13 protein-coding genes and 2 pseudogenes are annotated in these 17,310 nt (G+C 73.5%); 7 read left to right on the forward strand and 8 right to left on the reverse strand.

The window, feature by feature from the left end:
• Nucleotides 1-609: 609 nt before the first annotated feature.
• Nucleotides 610-1,557, forward strand: a pseudogene (locus ACZ60W_RS33255) (PAS domain-containing protein); the annotation flags it as partial.
• Nucleotides 1,558-2,493: 936 nt separating this feature from the next.
• On the opposite strand, the gene ACZ60W_RS33260 reads toward ACZ60W_RS33255, so the two are convergent.
• Both ACZ60W_RS33260 and ACZ60W_RS33265 read right to left on the reverse strand, forming a co-directional pair.
• Complete coding sequence (locus ACZ60W_RS33260; protein WP_469759125.1) at nt 2,494-3,186, reverse strand: response regulator transcription factor; 693 nt, start codon at nt 3,184-3,186, stop codon at nt 2,494-2,496.
• A 300-nt stretch (nt 3,187-3,486) separates the two neighbouring features.
• Nucleotides 3,487-4,008, reverse strand: a complete 522-nt coding sequence (locus ACZ60W_RS33265; protein ID WP_469759126.1) for a hypothetical protein — start codon at nt 4,006-4,008, stop codon at nt 3,487-3,489.
• 502 nt (nt 4,009-4,510) lie between these two features.
• Between ACZ60W_RS33265 and ACZ60W_RS33270 the strand changes: the two genes are divergently transcribed.
• Nucleotides 4,511-6,103 (forward strand): PAS domain S-box protein, encoded by a 1,593-nt coding sequence (locus tag ACZ60W_RS33270; protein WP_469759127.1) that lies wholly within the window; start codon nt 4,511-4,513, stop codon nt 6,101-6,103.
• 216 nt (nt 6,104-6,319) lie between these two features.
• On the opposite strand, the gene ACZ60W_RS33275 is transcribed toward ACZ60W_RS33270, so the two are convergent.
• A complete protein-coding gene (locus tag ACZ60W_RS33275) occupies nt 6,320-7,243 on the reverse strand; it encodes an NADP-dependent oxidoreductase (RefSeq protein WP_469759128.1) in 924 nt (307 codons plus the stop codon).
• 128 nt (nt 7,244-7,371) lie between these two features.
• Here ACZ60W_RS33275 and ACZ60W_RS33280 point away from each other — a divergent pair, with 128 nt between their 5' ends.
• The 3 genes from ACZ60W_RS33280 to ACZ60W_RS33290 all read left to right on the forward strand — a co-directional run bounded on the left by ACZ60W_RS33280 (nt 7,372) and on the right by ACZ60W_RS33290 (nt 11,266).
• A complete protein-coding gene (locus ACZ60W_RS33280; protein ID WP_469759129.1) occupies nt 7,372-8,430 on the forward strand; it encodes a GlxA family transcriptional regulator in 1,059 nt (352 codons plus the stop codon).
• A gap of 145 nt (nt 8,431-8,575) precedes the next feature.
• On the forward strand, nt 8,576-9,805 hold the full coding sequence (locus ACZ60W_RS33285) for a cation:proton antiporter (RefSeq protein ID WP_469759130.1): 1,230 nt from the start codon (nt 8,576-8,578) through the stop codon (nt 9,803-9,805).
• 324 nt (nt 9,806-10,129) lie between these two features.
• On the forward strand, nt 10,130-11,266 hold the full coding sequence (locus ACZ60W_RS33290) for a lytic polysaccharide monooxygenase (RefSeq protein ID WP_469759131.1): 1,137 nt from the start codon (nt 10,130-10,132) through the stop codon (nt 11,264-11,266).
• A 78-nt stretch (nt 11,267-11,344) separates the two neighbouring features.
• On the opposite strand, the gene ACZ60W_RS33295 is transcribed toward ACZ60W_RS33290, so the two are convergent.
• The gene (locus tag ACZ60W_RS33295) at nt 11,345-11,560 is read right to left on the reverse strand and encodes a hypothetical protein (RefSeq protein WP_469759132.1); all 216 of its coding nucleotides are present in this window, start codon (nt 11,558-11,560) and stop codon (nt 11,345-11,347) included.
• A gap of 295 nt (nt 11,561-11,855) precedes the next feature.
• The gene (locus ACZ60W_RS33300; protein WP_469759133.1) at nt 11,856-12,434 is read right to left on the reverse strand and encodes a TetR/AcrR family transcriptional regulator; all 579 of its coding nucleotides are present in this window, start codon (nt 12,432-12,434) and stop codon (nt 11,856-11,858) included.
• Nucleotides 12,435-12,525: 91 nt separating this feature from the next.
• Here ACZ60W_RS33300 and ACZ60W_RS33305 point away from each other — a divergent pair, with 91 nt between their 5' ends.
• On the forward strand, nt 12,526-12,972 hold the full coding sequence (locus tag ACZ60W_RS33305; RefSeq protein WP_469759134.1) for an anthrone oxygenase family protein: 447 nt from the start codon (nt 12,526-12,528) through the stop codon (nt 12,970-12,972).
• A 76-nt stretch (nt 12,973-13,048) separates the two neighbouring features.
• Here ACZ60W_RS33305 and ACZ60W_RS33310 read toward each other — a convergent pair whose 3' ends face one another.
• From ACZ60W_RS33310 to ACZ60W_RS33320, 3 genes are all read right to left on the reverse strand, one after another.
• Entirely contained in the window at nt 13,049-13,846 is a 798-nt protein-coding gene (locus ACZ60W_RS33310) for a VOC family protein (protein WP_469759155.1), read from the reverse strand.
• Nucleotides 13,847-14,033: 187 nt separating this feature from the next.
• Nucleotides 14,034-15,446, reverse strand: a complete 1,413-nt coding sequence (locus ACZ60W_RS33315; RefSeq protein ID WP_469759135.1) for a choice-of-anchor A family protein — start codon at nt 15,444-15,446, stop codon at nt 14,034-14,036.
• A gap of 212 nt (nt 15,447-15,658) precedes the next feature.
• On the reverse strand, nt 15,659-16,633 hold the full coding sequence (locus tag ACZ60W_RS33320; RefSeq protein ID WP_469759136.1) for a peptidoglycan-binding domain-containing protein: 975 nt from the start codon (nt 16,631-16,633) through the stop codon (nt 15,659-15,661).
• Between the two features lie 311 nt (nt 16,634-16,944).
• Here ACZ60W_RS33320 and ACZ60W_RS33325 point away from each other — a divergent pair.
• Nucleotides 16,945-17,274 (forward strand): annotated as a pseudogene (locus tag ACZ60W_RS33325) (cupin domain-containing protein); the annotation flags it as partial.
• Between the last annotated feature and the right edge of the window lie 36 nt (nt 17,275-17,310).

A 17,310-nucleotide genomic window follows, 5' to 3' on the forward strand; every position in this document is an offset into this window, starting at 1 on the left:
CCCCTTTTCTCCTGTTTTGGTTTCCGTCCTCCTGCCCCCCCCCCCCCCCCCCCCCCCCCCCCGACCCGCCCCCCCCCACCCCCCCCCCCCCCCCCACCCCCCCCCCCCCCCCCCCCCGCGGAGCGCGTGCAGCCGGCCCCGGCCTCGGAGCGGGGGCGTCCGGGCAGGGCGGGAGGTCGCTCCCCGCGGGGGAAGCGGGGGACCTCGTGCACGCAGGAGGAGTATGGCACAGACGTGCGACGCATATGCCATACCGGCCAGGTGATGTGACGAGCCCTCATTCTCGTGGACGGTCGAGCGATCCCGCCGACCGAGGGGTCCCGGCGCGCCTTCCTCATCCCAGGCTGATCATGACCTGAAGGAACCCTTAAGAATCCTTCCGCCGTCGCCCTCATGCCCCGGACATGGCACCACCGGATGGTTAGGTTTCCCCAGCCGGCCCGAAGTGCCACGAACCGGGGGCGGAGGCCCCGCCCCAGCGCTCGGAACGGCTGCACCCGCGCACAGCGCTCGGCCTTCCACCCTCCTCCCCGCGCAGCTTCGGGCGCCTCGACCGGTCGACGCCGCACGACGCCCGCCGGCCCCAAGGCCCGGAAAGGAAACGTCGCCATGGTCCCGCCCCACCCCCGAGGTCCCGTCCGCCCCACCGCCCTCTTCGACGCCCTCCCCGACGGTCTCGTGCTCGTCGACCGCAAGGGGACGGTCGTCGACGCCAACACGTGCGCCCTCTCCCTGTTCCAGGCGCCGGGCACGGCCCTCGTGGGACGCGGACTGCTGGACGTGCTCCCCGGCTTCGACGCGCGCCTCATCCCCGGTCCGGTGCGCCGCCCCCACCAGGAGAGAGGGTCCGGACGCTCCTCGCGGTCGAGGACGGCCGGCCGGCGCACCGACGGCGTCGAGTTCCCCGTGGAGGTGACCAGCACCGCGCTGGTCGACCGCGGCGAGGCGTCCGTACCGCACGGTGGGCGACCGGGGGAGGAACTGCTGATGGTGGTCGTGCGGGACCTCACCGGCACCCTGGACGCCGAGGCCGAACTCGTCCGTGCGCAGCGGCAGACCGAGATGATCCTGCGCGCCGCGGCCGAGGGTGTCGTCGGCACGGACACCCACGGGCGCGTCGTCCTCGTCAACCCGGCCGCCGGGCAGATCCTCGGCTACCGCGCGGACGAACTGCGGGGCGTGGAGGTGCACCCCCTCGTCCTGGCCCGCCGGGCCGACGGCTCCCCCTACCCGTACGAGGAGTCCCCGCTCGCCGACACCCTCAGGTCGGGGCACAAGCACCGGGTCCGCGGACAGGTCCTGTGGGCCAAGGGCGGCGAGCGGGTGCCGGTCGACCTGACGACCGCTCCGGTGCGGGACGGCGACCGGCTCGTCGGCGCGGTCATGACCTTCACCGACCGCAGGCCGTACGAGAGGCTCCTGGAACGGCACGCCGCCGAACTCGCCGAACGGACCGCGCGGTACGCGGCCGAGCGCGAGGAACAGGAGCGCAGGTACGCGGCCCTCGCCGCCCGCCACGCCCGGCTGACGGCCGTGCTCGCCGACCCCCCGCAGGGCGGACCCTGCCGTCCGGACGGGAGTGCGGAGGCCGTCCTGGAGCGGGCGGCCGGGGAGACGGCGGCGGTCCGTGTCACCCGCCACCCGACCACGCTGGGCACCGTCGTGAGCGCCGGCATCGACAAGTCGTCGGCGCTGACCGGCGCTCACCGGGCCAGGTTCGCCGTGCAGGCGCCGCCCGTCATCGTCACGCTCGATCCCGCGCAGTCCTCGACGGCCCTCGCCCACCTGATCGCCGACGCCTCGGGCGTCACCTCCGCGGGGACGGCCTCCCGTCGCGGCCCGGCCTCCCTGCGGGCGGAGACCACGGTCGCCATCACGGCGGCGGTTCGGGGCGAGGAGCTGCGCATCGAGATCCGCGGCCCGCTGGCGGTCGGCGACCCCTCCCACCTGCTGGTCGCCCGCGGCATCGTCGAGGCTCACGGGGGCGTGCTCACCACGCGGGAGCATCCCCGGGCGACCGGCCTCACGTACCTCGTCCGGATCCCGCACACGCCCCCGCGAGCGTCCGTACCGCAGTCCCTGGCCCGGCCCGAGGCTCCGGTCGCCGGTTCGTGGATCATCGGCGCGGCGGTCAGCGCGCGCCACGAACGGGCGGCCATGCCGGGCACGGCGGGGCCCCTCGCCGCCCCCGCCCCGATGGCCGGCAGGCCGCGTCCGTACGCCGTTCCCTTCCGCCCGGGTGCGGCCCCGCGCGCGGAGCACGGTACGGACGGGACCGACCGGCAGCGCATCGTCCACCTCCTCACCAGGATCAGACGCCAGTCGGAGTGACGGGCGCCGCAGGCGGTCGGGCGGCGGCGGGAGGAGCGCAGGGCTTCCCCCGCCGCCCTGACGAGCCCTGCGGCACCGCGGTACGGCGCCCCTGACGAGCCCCGGAGTCCTCCGTCCCTGACGAGTCCCGGAGTTCTCGGTCCCTGACGAGTCCCGCGGACCTCAGGCCGCGGCGTCCGGTGCCTGCAGTTTGATGCCCGCGTGGCGCACCGTGTGCAGATACCGGGGTCGCGCCGCCGTTTCACCGAGTTTGCGGCGCAGCCAGGAGAGATGGGCGTCGACGGTGCGCTCCCCCTGGTCCGTCCGCAGCCACACCTGCCGGAACAGCTCCGCTCGCGGAACGACGACACCGGGGCGCCTCGCCAGGAACTCCAGGAGGTCGAACTCCTTCGTCGTGAGCTGGAGTCGGGAGTCGTCCAGCCGGACCTGGCGGTGTGCGGCGTCGAGAAGGAGACCGCCCACCCTGACGGTCTCCGCGCGCATGCCCCCGTCACCCGAGCCCGCCCGCCGCACGACCGCGGTCAACTTCGCGATGAGGAGTTCGGCGGAGAAGGGCTTGACCAGGAAGGCGTCGGCACCGCTGCCCAGCGCCCGTACGATCTCGCTCTCGTCGTAGGGGGCCGTGACGATCACGGGGATGTCGGAGAAGGCGCGCAGCATGTCGAGCACGTCCAGGCCGTCGCAGTCGAACGGTTCGAGGTCCAGCACCATCACGTCGAAGGGCTCGTCCAGGACCGCGCGGAGCGCCGCGGGCGCCGTGTCGCAGCCGCGCACCGTGAAGGCGGCGTCACTGAGACGCCGGTGCAGGGCGGAGCGGACAGACGAGTCGTCCTCGACGAGGAGCACCTTGGCCATGCCGGGCACACTACGTGACATCGACAGCCCACGATGCCCTTCGGATGCCATGCAGATGAAGAAGACATGGCATGTCGTGACCGACGGGAACGGGCGGTCGAGGTCAGGGCACTGTCGTTCCGGCCCCGTCGCCACCTCGGTTAAGGACGTTTAAGCCCTCGACAAGTCCGGGTTAAACCCCTGCGGCCTCGGCGGCTCCTAGGATGACGTCGAGTCCTTGAGGCCCCGCTCGATGCGGCGCGACCGCGCCGGATGCGGTGAGCCGCGCGACGTCGGCGGGCTCCCGGTGAGGCCGCCCCGCTACCGCGAGGGGGTGACCGCGGTGTAGAAGACGGAGGAACCACGCTTGGTGCGCTTCGCCTCGCCCTTGGCGACGAGATTCTCCAGGGAGGTGCGGACGACGGTGGTCTGGATGCGGCGGTCGCGATGCCGGTCGCTCAGGGTGGTCGTGACCTCGGAGGCGGAGCACGGTGCGCTGCTCGCGGCAAGATGGTGACGGATCAGTTCCACGAGCGTGGGCCGGCCCGCCCCCGGTGTCCGGCCGGTCCGCCCCGAGTTCTGCGCGGGAACCTGCCGGTCGCCCGTCGGCGCACCGGGCTGGAGGGCCCTCTGCAGGTTGAGCAGAACGACGTGGTCGCGGCTCAGCGCGTCGAGCTCCGCGGTCAGCCGGGCCAGCTCGCCCCGCACGCGCTCCTGCTCCTCGACGTTGCGCGCGAGGTCGCCGGCGACCTTGCTGATGTACGCGGAGGCGAGGTCCGTCTCCGCAGGAGCGCCTGCCTCTTCGTCGCATGACGCCGAACGCGCGTGATGTCGCTCTGTCATGGTGAGGCGGGCTCCTTTCGGGACGACGGTGGTGCCGCGGATCTCTCGCGAGACACGGTCTCCGCGTGCGCCCCGCGGCTCGTGGCACACCGAGGGCGCCGCCGGGCGACGACCACTGTAGGCCATGCCTTCCCGATCTCCGGCTTTCGAGGATCCCCATGCCGACGAAGAACACTATTGGCCATTCGGCCAATTCACGGGCGGGAAATCGACTCGCGAGAGGCGTCCCCGCTTCGCCCCGCGGATCAGCCCGTACGCGCAGGACAATCTTGATGGTTCGTCACATTTGTTCCACGCAGGGGGTGTTCGCCCCATCGAGGTCGATCTCCCGCTGTCTCCGCAACCACGCGCGAAACCCCGGACGGAAGAGCACCCGTGCGCACTTCGGACGATCGGAGTCATCACACCCCCGGCCCCTCGGAAAAAGTCCGTCAGGTCGTCACCAGGGACGGACGGAACAGGAATTGCCCGGCGCCTGGGCGCCCGTCAGGAAGAGTCAGCGGTGAATTTCGAGAAGAACCCGGCAGTGCCCGCTCTCGGCGAAGTGATGGACGTCCTTCCCGACGCCGTACTGATCCTCGACGACAACGGAACCGTGGTGCGGGCGAACCTGGCCGCGGCCACCCTCCTCGGTTACGAGAGGCACGCCGTCGAGGGGCGCGGGGTGCTGGACGTCCTTCCCGCCTTCGACTGGAACCTGACACGACTCCCCGCCGAGGACGGCAGTCCCGAGGGCGCCCTGACCACACGGCTCCGGACGACCGCCCGTACCCGCGACGGCGTGACCTTCGGCACCGACATCCACACCCTGCGCCTTGACCGGCGCGTCCTCCACGAGAGCCTGCCGTACGGCTCCTCCCTGGTCGTCTCCCTCCGGGACGCCACTCCGGCCGAGGACACCGAGGCGGCCCTGTCCCGTTCCCTCCTGCGGGCCGAGGCCGTCCTGCGCGCCACCACCGAAGCCGTCATCGGGACCGACGCCGACGGCAGGATCGACCTGGTCAACCCGGCGGCGGCACGCCTGCTCGGCGGGAAGGCCACGGAGCTGGGGGGACGCGAACTGGCCACCCGGCTCACCGTCCTCGGCCACGACGGCGAACCGCTCGACGACGAGGAGTCCCCCGTCACCCAGGCCCTGGCGAGCGGCCGCGCCCGCCGCCTCCCGGAACGGCAGCTGCGCACGCACGACGGCACCCGCCTCACCGCGGACGTCTCCGTCCGGCCGGTCACGGACGGCGGGGACGTCGTCGGCGCCGTCGTCGCCCTGACCGATCGCCGTCCCTACGAGAGACTGGCCGACGAGTACGCCGCCGCCCGGGCGCGCTCCGTACGGCACCAGGAGGCCGAACGCGCCGTGCGGCAGATGCGGGCCGACCACGCGGCGGAGCACGCGCGCGAGATCTCCGACTTCCTCGGCGGTCCCCTGGCGCAGGACCTGCACCGCCTCCACTCCGAGCTGGGGCGGCTGGCGGGCGACAGCTCCCGTCCGCTGTGGCCGGAGGCGACCGTCACCCTGGACGCCCTGGCGGCCGCCCTGCGGATGACCATGGCTTCGGTGGACGCCCGGGCCCGGCCGTACCGCCAGGACGTCCCGCTGGTGGAGACGCCGCACCGGACGGTGTTCATCGACGACGTGGTGCGGGCCGGGATGAGGGCCGCGACAGCCCTCACGGGGCCGTCCCGTGTGCAGTTCTCCGTCCACGCACCGAAGTTCGCCGTGCTCGTCGACCCCGATGACGTGACCACCGCCGTCGGCCGCCTGATCGCCGAGGTCAGCAGCGCCGACGGCGACGCGGCCGCCCCCGGCCCCCGCCGTGTCTTCGTCACGGCCCTCCACCGGCGCGGTCTCCTGCGCATCGAGGTGCGCGGCCCCCACCGCGGCGGCGGGCGGGAGCACGTCGACGTCGTCGAGGGCATCGCCGCGGCGCACGGCGGGACGCTCCGCACGGGTCGGGCTCCGGAGGGCACCGGCAGCGCCTACGTCCTGGAGCTTCCCTCACCCGCACAGCCGGAGGAGGACGTCGAGGCGGGCCACGACGGGACGACTCCGGCCGCACCGCGGCCCACGGGGCGGCACCGCGCCCTGAAGGCGTGACCGGCCGCCGGGGCCGCCGACGGGCGACGACGCCCCTCGGGTCCGTAGCCTCCCCGACGGCGGCGGACTCGGGGCCGGGGTCGGGGTCGGCCCCGAGGCCGGGTCGGACCCGAGGGGCCCGGGTCGGACCCCGAAGCCGGGTCGGACCCGAGGGGCGGGGTGGGACCCCGAGGCCGGCGGCGGGCCGTCAGGCCGGTCGCTTCGTCCGCCGCGGGGTCAGGCGACCGTGAGGACGATCTTCCCCGTCGTGCGGCCCTGTTCGCCGATCTCGTGCGCCTTGGCGGCCTCGGCGAGCGGCAGGACGGTGTCGACCACCGGCCGCAGCTGCCCGCGCTCGACGAGACCCGCGATCTCCCTGAGGCCGAGGTGGTCGGGCTCGACCAGGACCCAGGCGGCCCGCACACCGTCCGGGGCCGCCGGGACGTCGTCGGGGCCCGGGAGCGTGATCAGCCTGCCGCCCCGGCGCAGGACCTGCAGGGAGCGCCGGGCCGTCTCGCCGCCGAGCCCGTCGAGCACGACGTCCACGTCCGAGACGACCTCCTCGAAGCGGACCTCGCGGTAGTCGACGACCTCGTCCGCGCCCAGCTCCTTGACCAGCTCGTGCTTGGCGGCGCTCGCGGTGCCGATCACGTACGCACCGCGCGCCTTGGCGATCTGCACCGCGAAGTGGCCGACGCCGCCGGCCGCGGCGTGCACCAGCACCCGCTCCCCAGGGCGGACGTCGGCGGCGTCGACGAGGGCCTGCCAGGCGGTGAGCGCGGCCAGGGGGAGCGCCGCGGCCTCCTCGTGGGTCAGGGAGGCGGGCTTGGGAGCGAGGTGCCGGGCGGGGGCCACGACGTACTCGGCGTACCCGCCGGCCTGCCGCGGGAACAGCGGCATGCCGAAGACCTCGTCACCGGGGCGGAAGATCCCGACGCCGGGGCCGACGGCCTCGACCGTGCCGGAGACGTCCCACCCGACGGCCGGGACGGCGCCCCACTCGACGAGGCCCCCGCTCGCGCGGGTCTTCCAGTCCACCGGGTTCACTCCGGCCGCGTGGACCCGGACCAGGACCTCGTTCAGGCCGGGCTCGGGGCGCTCCACCTCGCGCTCCACCAGGTTCTCCGGTCCGCCCCACTGCTCCACGACCACCGCACGCATGCTGTCCGCCTCGTTTCCGTCTCGATCGGCGCGCCGCCGGAACCGTTCCGGCGGCGATGAGTCCACCATCCGGTACGCCGGTCCCACGCGGTATTGGCCTCACGGCCAGCATGTGCCAGGATCTGGCCATGAGCGAAACACGTGGCCGGACGACGAGGAACAGCCACGAGGGGCCCGTGGCGACACCGCACCGGGTGGCCGTCCTCGCGCTGCCCGGGGTGCCGCCGTTCGAGCTCGGCATCCCCTCCCGGGTCTTCGGCGCCGTCGAGGACCCGGAGGGCCGCCCCCTGTACGAGGTCACGATCTGTACGGCCGACGGCGCACCCGTCCTCAGCGACGCCGGGTTCACCGTGCAGCCCGCGGCCGGTCCCGAGGCCCTCGCCGCCGCCGACACCGTGGTCCTGCCGCCGACGCACGCCATGCCCGAGCTCGGCCGGGGCGGCCCGCTGCCGCCCGAGGTCGCCGCGGCCATCGCCGGCATCCGGCCCGGCACCCGTCTGGTGTCCATCTGCACCGGCTCGTACGTGCTCGCCGCGACCGGCCTCCTCGACGGCCGGCCGGCCACGACGCACTGGAACCTGGCACCGGAGTTCCGCCGCGCCTACCCGCGGGTCAAGGTCGACGAGGACGTCCTCTTCGTCGACGACGGCGACGTGCTGACCTCCGCGGGCGTGGCCGCGGGCGTCGACCTGTGCCTGCACATGATCCGCCGCGACCACGGAGCGGCGGCGGCGAACCGCGCCGCCCGCATGTGCGTCGTACCGCCGTGGCGCGACGGGGGCCAGGCCCAGTTCATCGACCGTCCCGTCCCGGAACCCACCCTGGCCAGCACCACGGCCACCCGCGCGTGGGCCCTGGAGCACCTCGCCGAACCCCTCACCCTAGCCCGGCTCGCCGAACACGCGCGGATGAGCCTGCGCTCCTTCACCCGCCGCTTCCGCGACGAGGTCGGCATGACCCCGGTCCAGTGGCTGACGGCGCAGCGGCTGGAACTGGCCAAACAGCTGCTGGAGACCACCGACCTCCCGATCGACCTCGTCGCCCACCGCGCCGGCCTCGGTTCGGGGAACTCGCTGCGCGCCCACATGCGTACGGCCTTCGGCACCTCGCCGGCCGCCTATCGCCGCGCCTTCGGCACCGAGGCCCCGGCCGGACCGGTGGGCGCCGCGAAGGCTCCGGCGGGCTGACGCGGCCGGAGCACCGCGGCGGAGGCGGGCGGGCGGGCTCCCGCCCGGAGCGAGCGGGGCCGTCGTCGGCGCGCTCGCGACGATCGACGCGGCCCTCGCCTTACGCTGCGTCTGTCGGAAAACCCCTCCGAAGGCACGGGTGGTCTTGTCTGCCGTCACCGTCATCGCGGGCATCCTGTTCACCTGGTGCGTGCTGTCGTACCGGCTCGCGCGATGGAGCGTCACCGCACCGATCGCGATGATGCTGGCGGGCATCGCCCTCACCAGCGGCTCGGACCCGCCGCTGGTCTTCGACTTCGGGGACCTGGGCGGCTTCGAGCGCGCGGTGGAGGTCATCGTCGCGCTGCTGCTCTTCGTCGACGCGACCGAGGTGCCGGCCGGGGTGATCCGCCGGGAGCGGAACGTCGTCACCCGCCTCGTGGGCGCCGCGCTGCCGCTGACCCTGGGCGCCGCCTTCCTGACCGCCTTCGCCTTCTTCCCCGACCAGCCCGGATGGGTCCTGGCGGTCCTGGCGACCGTGGTCGCCCCGCTCGATCTGGCGCCCGCCTCGGCCGTCGTGCGCGACAAGCGCGTCCCCGCCCGCCTCCGCGAGGTGCTGAGCGTCGAGGGCGGCCTGAACGACGGCGTCACCTCACCGGTCTTCCTCCTCTGCCTCGCCGGCGCCGCCGCCGAGACCCGCACGGCGGGAGGCGACTACGCCGACGCCGTTCTCGACGCCCTCGGCGCGGCGGGCTGGGCGGTCGCGGCGGGATCGGTCGTGGGCTGGGCGGCCGGGCGGGTGCTCCGCGGGTCCTGGGCGAAGGGCTGGACGCTGCCCTCCGCGACGCGGCTCGCGGTGCTGAGCGTGCCCATCGCCGCGTACACGCTCTCCGGCAGCCTCGGCGGCAACGGCTTCGTCGCCTCCTTCGTGGCCGGCGTCCTCATCGCGCCGTCGCTGCGCCGCCTCCCGCAGGACTCCGTGCAGATGACGGACGACCTGTCCACCCTGCTGACCCTCGCCCTCTGGTTCCTCTTCGGCCAGATGGTCAACGACGAGTTCTGGGACGGCTTCCACCTCTCCGTGGTCCTCTTCGCCGTCCTCGCCGTCACCCTGGTGCGGCTGATCCCCGTGATGCTCGCGCTGATCGGGACGGACCTGTCGCTCTCCGACAGGCTGTTCCTCGGCTGCATGGGCCCCCGGGGCGTGACCACGGTGGTCTTCGGACTCCTCGCCGCGATCCATCTGCCCGCCGCCGAGGGCGGTGACTTCGTCGCCCGGGTCATGGTGATCACCGTCATGGTGAGCATCGTGCTGCACGGCCTCAGCACCGAGCCGGTCGGCCGCCTCTACGGCCGCCGGCGGCGCGGTACCCCGGAGCTCCACGGCGTGGAGTGAGCCGGACCCACTCGGTCCTGATGCCTTGTCAGGGATGCCTGCAGACCCTACAGTGCCCGGAACCGGTACGTGGGAGCGCTCCCAAAGTGCGTTAACGACCCCCTCCCCCACTCCCTGGTCCGGCCGCCCCCACGTCCCCTTCCGCCGCCCGGCTTCGCCCTCGACGGCACCCCTGCGCATGACCTGGTCCGCCCCGAGCCGCGCCCGCACCTCCCCGGCCCGCACCTCGCACCTCGCATTTCGCATTTCGCATTTCGCACCTCGCACCTCGCACAAGGAGATCGACGACCGGACGACCACGACCTCACACGCACAGGAGACACGATGGCTGGACGCAAGAAACGACTTGCCTCCCTGGCGGCGGTGCTCGCGACCCTGCTGGGCGGCATCAGCCTCACCCTGCTGGGCCAGAACAGCGCTCAGGCCCACGGCGTCACGATGACCCCCGGATCGCGCACCTATCTCTGCCGGCTGGACGCCAAGACCGCTACCGGAGCCCTGGACCCGACCAACCCGGCATGCCGCGCCGCTCTCGACGAGAGCGGCGCGAACGCGCTCTACAACTGGTTCGCCGTCCTCGACTCCCACGCCGGCGGCCGCGGCGCGGGGTACGTTCCCGACGGCACGCTCTGCAGCGCCGGCGACCGCTCGCCGTACGACTTCACCGGCTACAACGCCGCCCGCTCCGACTGGCCCCGCACCCATCTGACGTCCGGGAGGACCATCCAGGTCAGACACAGCAACTGGGCCGCACACCCCGGCTCCTTCCGGGTCTACCTCACCAAGCCCGGCTACTCCCCCGCCACCGCGCTGGGCTGGGACGACCTGGACCTCGTCCAGACCGTCACCGACCCGCCCCAGACCGGTTCTCCCGGCACGGACGGCGGCCACTACCACTGGGACCTGAACCTGCCCTCGGGCCGTTCCGGCGACGCGGTGCTGTTCATCCAGTGGGTGCGCTCGGACAGCCAGGAGAACTTCTTCTCCTGCTCGGACGTCGTCTTCGACGGCGGGAACGGCGAGGTGACCGGTATCCGCGGCTCGGGCGGCACCCCGACCCCGACCCCCACGACCCCGACCCCGACCTCGACCCCCACGGCCACCACCCCCGTCCCGACGCCGACCTCGACTCCCACACCGACCGACCCGCACACCGGGTGCATGGCCGTCTACACGGTGACCAACGCCTGGAGCGGCGGATTCCAGGGCTCCGTCGACGTGATGAACCACGGGACGACCCCACGCGACGGCTGGGCCGTGCGATGGACCCCGGGCGCCGGCACCAAGGTGAACAACCTGTGGAACGGTGCGCTGACCACCGGATCCGACGGCGCGCTCACCGTCAGGAACGTCGACCACAACCGCACGCTCCCCGCCCAGGGCAGCGTCACCTTCGGCTTCACGGCCACATCGACCGGCAACGACTTCCCGGTCGGCGCGATCGGATGCGTCGATCCGTAGCGCCGGAGGCGGGTGCCGGTTCCCCTGCGGCACGGAGGCGAGGGAAGCGGCGCCCTCGGGTCCGAGCCGACGACCGGCTCAGTCGACCTCCACGTACGTGACGATGAGGATGCTGCCCAGCGCGGTCGCGAAGAAGACGACGCGGACACCGTCACGCCGGTAGTCACGCAGAGCCGACGCGGTCGCGTGCCGGGTGACGGCACCGGGGTCGGCCCCGATGGTGCGCAGGGCGCCGTCCAGCAGCACGGCCTGCTGGACGGACAGCCCGCGCACCTGTTCCTCCGCGGGCTCCACGAGGACGATGTGGGGACGACGGCCCCGGGGGTCCGCGGGCGCCGTCACCCGCGGTCCCGTCCCGTGCCGGCCGCGCGGCGCGCGGCCTCGCGGAGGCCGCGCCGCACGGTCTGGTGGAAGGTCGACTGCGCCATCGTGTCCCTCGGGAGTGGGTGCTCCGTCCGAGGCTAGCTCAGCGACTCAGTCTCACGGGGGGCGTTCGTCAGTTCGATACCCCACCCTGTTCCGCGCGGAGCCGCCGACTGCCGCGCGCACACGTCATCGGCGGCCGGTCGTCGGCCGTCGGGGCTCCGCGTCAGAGGACGGCCAGTCGGTCCACCAGCAGCTCCACCCTGCCGTCGGCGTACTCCGCCGGCAGGCGTCCCGCCCGGGTCAGGGTGGCCAGTCCGTGCAGGGCGGCCCAGAACGTCTCGGTGAAGACCCCCGGATGGACGCCGGCCCCGGCGACCTCGTCGAGGGTCTCAAGGAGGGCGGCGAAGGCGTCCTTCAGCGGCGCGGGGGTGTCCTCGTGCGCGAAGGCCAGGCCGCCGTCGAGCCGGAAGACGGCGTCGTAGACCGCCGGGTTGCGCCGGGCGAAGTCGAGATAGGCGTGGGCGAGGGCGGTCACCCGCGCGCGGGTCCCGTCCGCGGCGGAGGTCGCGGCCCGGAGGGCCGCGGCGAGTTCGGCGGCGCCTTCGAGGGCGACCGCGCCGATGATCTCGCGCTTGCCGCGGAAGTGGCTGTAGAGCACGGGCTGGCTGTACTCGATGCGCTCGGCGAGCCTGCGGGTGGTGACCGCGTCCCAGCCCTGCTGCTCGGCGAGTTCGCGGGCCGTGGCCACGATGAGGCGCTCACGGTCCGCGCGTTCGCGCTGCTTGCGTTCCTGTACCGACATACAGCGATTCTAGCACCGCTAGACAATCGAGCGGCAGCAGTACTAGCGTTGCCTCGACAGCTAGCAGCGCTAGATCTTCGGAGGGGTCCTCATGCTCAACGCACTCCAGGTGTTCACCACCGTGACCGTCGGCCTGATGGTGGGGGTGGAGTTCTCCGTCGCCTTCGTCATGAACCGGATCTTCAGCGCACTCCCCGAGGACAGCGGCCAGCTCGGCCGCGCCCACGGGGGTCGCATGCTCGGCGCCGTCATGCCCTTCTGGTACATCGGCTCGCTCGTCCTCGCCGCCGTCTGGGCCGTCGCCGCCTGGGGCGACCCCGGCACCGGTCTGGTCGTCACCGCGGCGGGACTGCTGATCCTCAGCGTGATCATGTCGCTGGCCCTGCTCGTCCCCATCAACAACCGCAGCAAGACCTGGACCCCCGAGACCCGCCCCGCCGACTGGAAGGAACAGGGCGACCGCTGGGACCGCTACCACTACGTCCGCGTCGCCGTCATCATCGGCGCCTTCACCTTCCTGGTCACCGCCCTTGTCTGAGCCCGCACCACGGCGCCCAGCGGAACCGTCCCGGGGCCGCCGGGCGCCGTGGTGCGGGGCCGCTGCGGACGACCCGTCAGGCGGGGTTCTCCTGGGCCGTGGCGGTGATGACGGAGAAGGAGGCGCCCTGGGGGTCGGCGAGGACGGCCATGCGGCCGGCGACCATGTCGAAGGCGGGGGCGAGGACCGTGGCGCCGGCGCGGACGGCGGCGTCCTGGACGTCGTCGACGCTGTCCACGTGGAAGTACGGCTGCCAGTGGGGCGGGACGCCGGGCGGCATCTTGCCCAGGTCCATCATGCCGCCGACGGTGCGGTCGGCGACCTTGAACTCGACGTAGCCCTCGGCGCCGGGCATCGCGGACTCGGCCGTGGTGACGGGCAGGATCGAGGAGTAGAACGCGGAGGCGCCCGGCAGGTCGGCGGTGGCCAGTTCGTTCCAGGTGAGGGCGCCGTGCTCGTTGACGATGCCGGCGCCGTCGAAGGTGCCGGGCTGCCAGAGGCCGAAGACGGCGCCGGCCGGGTCGGCGATCACGGCCATCCGCCCGAGGTCCATGACGTCCATGGGGCCCACGACGACCGTGCCGCCGCTGTCGGTGACGGACTTCAGCGTGGAGTCGATGGCGTCCGTGGAGAGGTACGTCGTCCACACCGTGGGCGGCATCGGGTCCGGCACCGTCCCGTCCGGGTTCATCGCCTTCATGATCCCGGCGACCGGCTTGCCCTTGAGCGTGCAGACGGAGTAGCCGCCGGTCTCCGGCGGCCCCACCTCGCCCTGCCAGCCGAAGAGGTCGCAGTAGAAGTCGAGGGCGGCCTGCTGGTCGGGGACCATCAGGTCGATCCAGCAGGGGGTGCCGGGCTTGTAGGGGCTGTTCATCTCGGGCACGGACGGCTCCAGGAGGCTGCTCGGGGTGGGACGGCCCATCCCTTGCCCGGGTTCGGAGCACCGAATCGAGCCGTACGGGTGAAGCACGACGGCGGCGCACCCGTGCCCGTGCGGCGGGTCCCCCTCCCGGTCCGACTCCGGAGGTCGGACCGGGACCCCGGAGGAGCCTCAGGGCGTGTCAGTTCCGGGCGCGGCGGCGGTGCGTGACCAGCAGGAGTGCCCCGCCGGCCGCGGCCAGTGCGGCCGCCCCGACCAGGTACGGCGCGACCTGGCCGCCGGTGGTCGCGAGCGAACCGTCGCGCTGGTCCTCGCCGGCCGGAGGAGCCGCGGAGGTCGAGGGCTTCGACGCGGGCTGCGAGGGGGTGGCGGTGGGCGGAACGGCGGGAGGGGTCGAGGTGGCGGGCCGCGACGGGGGCGTGGCGGTGTCGCCGGGCCGCGAGGGCGTCGCGGTGGGCCGGGAGGGCGTGGGCTGCGGGGTCTTGTCGCCCGGCTGTGCCGGTGCGGGCGGCGTGGGCGTGCAGGTGAACTTCGGGGAGCCGACCCAGGGGTAGTTGTGGGTCTCGTTGCCCGAGCCGTGGGTCCGGAGGTCGCCGCCGACGTAGACGCGGCCGTTGGTGCTGGCGGTCAGGTCCGCGGTCGCCTCGGGGGCGAGGATCGACCCCATGAAGTTGCCGCCGCCCCCGAGACTGATCGAGGTGGTGTCCTCGAAGTTGTAGAGGACGCTCGAGGCCGCTTCGCCGAAGACCGGGGAGGTGTAGGTGTCCGCGCGCTCGCCGTTGAAGCCGACGGACATCGGGTCGATGCGGATCTTCTGGCCGCCCGTCACGTTGACCACGACGGCGGCACCCTGGGGGACGGACTCGAAGACGAAGGTGGAGGCGCCGTCGATGTCCTTCGCCGGGATCCCGAAGACCTGGAGGGGTGCGGATCCGGCGGCCCGGAAGGTCACCGTGTCGCCCGAGCGGACGCTCTTGCCCGTGGGCGCCAGCGCGGACAGGGACGACGACTCGCCGCGGACGGTGTCGCCGAAGGCGGCGTAGGGGCTCAGGGCCGCGGGGGCGCCGGTTCCGGAGGAACGGGAGCCGCCGTTCGTCTCCAGCGAGCCCTTCTCGTCGATCCGTCCGCCGACCTGGACGGAGCCGCCGTACCGCGGTCCCGCCGTGAGGCCGTGGCCGACGTCGACCGTGGTGCCCTCGGCGATGGCGAGGTCGCCGCCGACCGCGAGCATCAGCGATCCGGAGGCGGGCAGGATGCCGGAGCCGGCACCGACGCGGCCGACGTTGAAGACGCCTCCGGACGCCTTGGCGAAGGTGGCGTCCCCCTCGACGACCAGCAGGCCCTCCGCCTCGGCGGTGGCGCCGTCGGCGGTGTAGTCGCCGCCCGCGTAGAGCGCGACGTTGGCGTCGGTGAACAGGGGGATGTTCCCGATGCCGGGTTCCTTGCCGGGGGCCGGACACGACGGGGACTGTCCGGCGGCGGGCGCGAGGGGTGCGGCCAGGGCGGTGCACGGGGACGCGAGCCCGAGGACGAGGGCGAGTGCCACTGCGCCGCGCACTCGTGCGGGGGTGCTGACGGTGACGGTCTGGGACATGACGATGCCGTTCTCTGCTGAAGGTGAGGTGGAGGGTGAGACGTGCTGCTGGGGGTGACAGGTGAGGCGCGAGGGGAGGGTGAGGGCGGGTACGCGGGTGGGGATCAGGGATCGGGAGTCCGGGCGCCCTGGGCCAGGGCCATGAACCAGGGACCATGCGGTGGGCGACGTGCGCGGCACGTACGGGAGGAGAAGGGGCCGGCGCCCAAGGCTCAGCGGTTCCGGCCGCCGCGGTCGCCGTCCGTCCATCCGCTCCACGGACTCCGGTCGTCCCGGCCCGGCCGGTCGTCGCGGTCGTCGCCGCGGTCGTCGCGCCGGGTCTCGGCCAGGAGGGCCGCGCGGGTCAGCGGGCCGTAGACGCCGCGTTCCTCCGGGATGTGACGGGCCGCCTGGAAGCGGCTCAGGGCCGTCTCGACGGAGGTGCTGAACGTGCCGTCGGCCGAGCCGAGGTACAGGTAGAGCTGTTGGAGCCGCTGCTGGAGGTCCGTGACCTCGGGGCCGGCGGAGCCGAGGCGGAGGAACTGCGTCGCCGGACGCCGGGGCGGGCGGGTGCCGGGGGTGTGGGACGGCACGGGGGCGCGCGTGGCGGGCTTCGTCGGTCCCGGCGTCGGGGTGCGGGAGCCGGCGGACGGCGTCGCGCGGGTCGAGGCGGCCGTCGTCGGCGCGGTCGTCGCGCCCGTCGCCTTCACGGCCCCCGCCGCCGGCGTCCGGGCGGCCGTGGTGGGGCTCGTGGAAGCGGCCGGCGGCCCGGCGGCCGGCGTCCGGGTGGGCGGCGGAAGGTCGGGCATGGCGAGGGTGAGGCTCTCGGGGGCTCCTCGGTCCATGCCGGAGGTGAGCCCGACCGTCAGCCCGAATCCCGCGGCGAGCGCGCCGACGACGAGCAGCGGGAGCGAGATGCCGGTTCCGTCCTCGCGTTCGGACGGCTTCACCGCCTTGCGGGTGCGCGGCTCCTTGCGGGTGAGCGGTGCCCTGCCGGCCGCGTGGCGGGCGCGGGGCCGCGCCTCGCCGGGGGTGGTCGGCAGGGCCGGGGGTACGTCGAAGAGTTCGAGGTCCTGGGCGCTGGCCCCCACGGCGTCGTCGCCGGGCCGGGCGACCTTCCCGAAGACGAGTGCGCCCTGTCGGGGGCGGGACTCCGGTTCGGTGGCGCTGGAAGCGACTGCTGTGGTCAGGGCAGTCCTGTTGCGCATGCAGATGCTCCAGAGGTGGTCAAGCTGTGGCCGATGCGGAGGAACCGCGGAGAGCCTGGCGGGAGATGAGGAGACTTTGACCGAGGGTCAAACTGAGCGTCAACTGCGGACAAGACACATAAAAGACGGGTATTCGCGACGTTGATTCTTAAACAACCCTTAATAAGTGACGCACGTCACCTCAACAGCCGGAAGGGGTGACCAATAAGCCCAAATCAGCTGTGCAGAAAGGGGGTTGAGGGTGACCGAGAGGCCCGGAGGGTGCGGCGCGGGGCGACCGGGCCGGGGCGGCCGGCAGGGAAGTCGTCGGCGAGTCCGTGCCGGGCGGCGTCCAGGCCCACAAGCTGCTGATTCCGCCCCGGCCGGAAAGCGATCCGGAGCTGCGGACCCACGAGGGCAACGAGTGGGTGTACGTGCCGGCCGGACGGCTCCGTCTGATCCTCGGCGACCGGACCGTGGCGCTGAAGCCGGGCGAGGCGGCCGAACTCGACACGCACGTGCCGCACGGGCTCGGCCCGGACGACGACAGGGTGGTCGAACTCCTCGTGCCGTTCGGACATCAGGGGGAACGGGCCCACCTGAAGGCCCGCACCACCCGATCCCGCCCGGCGACGCCCACGCCGACGCCCCGGACGCCGTAGGCCGCCGCCTCGTCGCGGCCCACGCGCAGCAGGAGT

Source organism: Streptomyces sp. NPDC104202, from assembly GCF_055584185.1.

Excerpts from the sequence above, each read along its gene's own strand:
- ACZ60W_RS33320 (WP_469759136.1), bottom strand. The coding sequence starts at position 16,633 with ATGCGCAACAGGACTGCCCTGACCACAGCAGTCGCTTCCAGCGCCACC.
- ACZ60W_RS33280 (WP_469759129.1), top strand. The coding sequence starts at position 7,372 with ATGAGCGAAACACGTGGCCGGACGACGAGGAACAGCCACGAGGGGCCC.
- ACZ60W_RS33275 (WP_469759128.1), bottom strand. The coding sequence starts at position 7,243 with ATGCGTGCGGTGGTCGTGGAGCAGTGGGGCGGACCGGAGAACCTGGTG.
- ACZ60W_RS33315 (WP_469759135.1), bottom strand. The coding sequence starts at position 15,446 with ATGTCCCAGACCGTCACCGTCAGCACCCCCGCACGAGTGCGCGGCGCA.
- ACZ60W_RS33300 (WP_469759133.1), bottom strand. The coding sequence starts at position 12,434 with ATGTCGGTACAGGAACGCAAGCAGCGCGAACGCGCGGACCGTGAGCGC.
- ACZ60W_RS33290 (WP_469759131.1), top strand. The coding sequence starts at position 10,130 with ATGGCTGGACGCAAGAAACGACTTGCCTCCCTGGCGGCGGTGCTCGCG.
- ACZ60W_RS33265 (WP_469759126.1), bottom strand. The coding sequence starts at position 4,008 with ATGACAGAGCGACATCACGCGCGTTCGGCGTCATGCGACGAAGAGGCA.
- ACZ60W_RS33310 (WP_469759155.1), bottom strand. The coding sequence starts at position 13,846 with ATGAACAGCCCCTACAAGCCCGGCACCCCCTGCTGGATCGACCTGATG.
- ACZ60W_RS33305 (WP_469759134.1), top strand. The coding sequence starts at position 12,526 with ATGCTCAACGCACTCCAGGTGTTCACCACCGTGACCGTCGGCCTGATG.
- ACZ60W_RS33260 (WP_469759125.1), bottom strand. The coding sequence starts at position 3,186 with ATGGCCAAGGTGCTCCTCGTCGAGGACGACTCGTCTGTCCGCTCCGCC.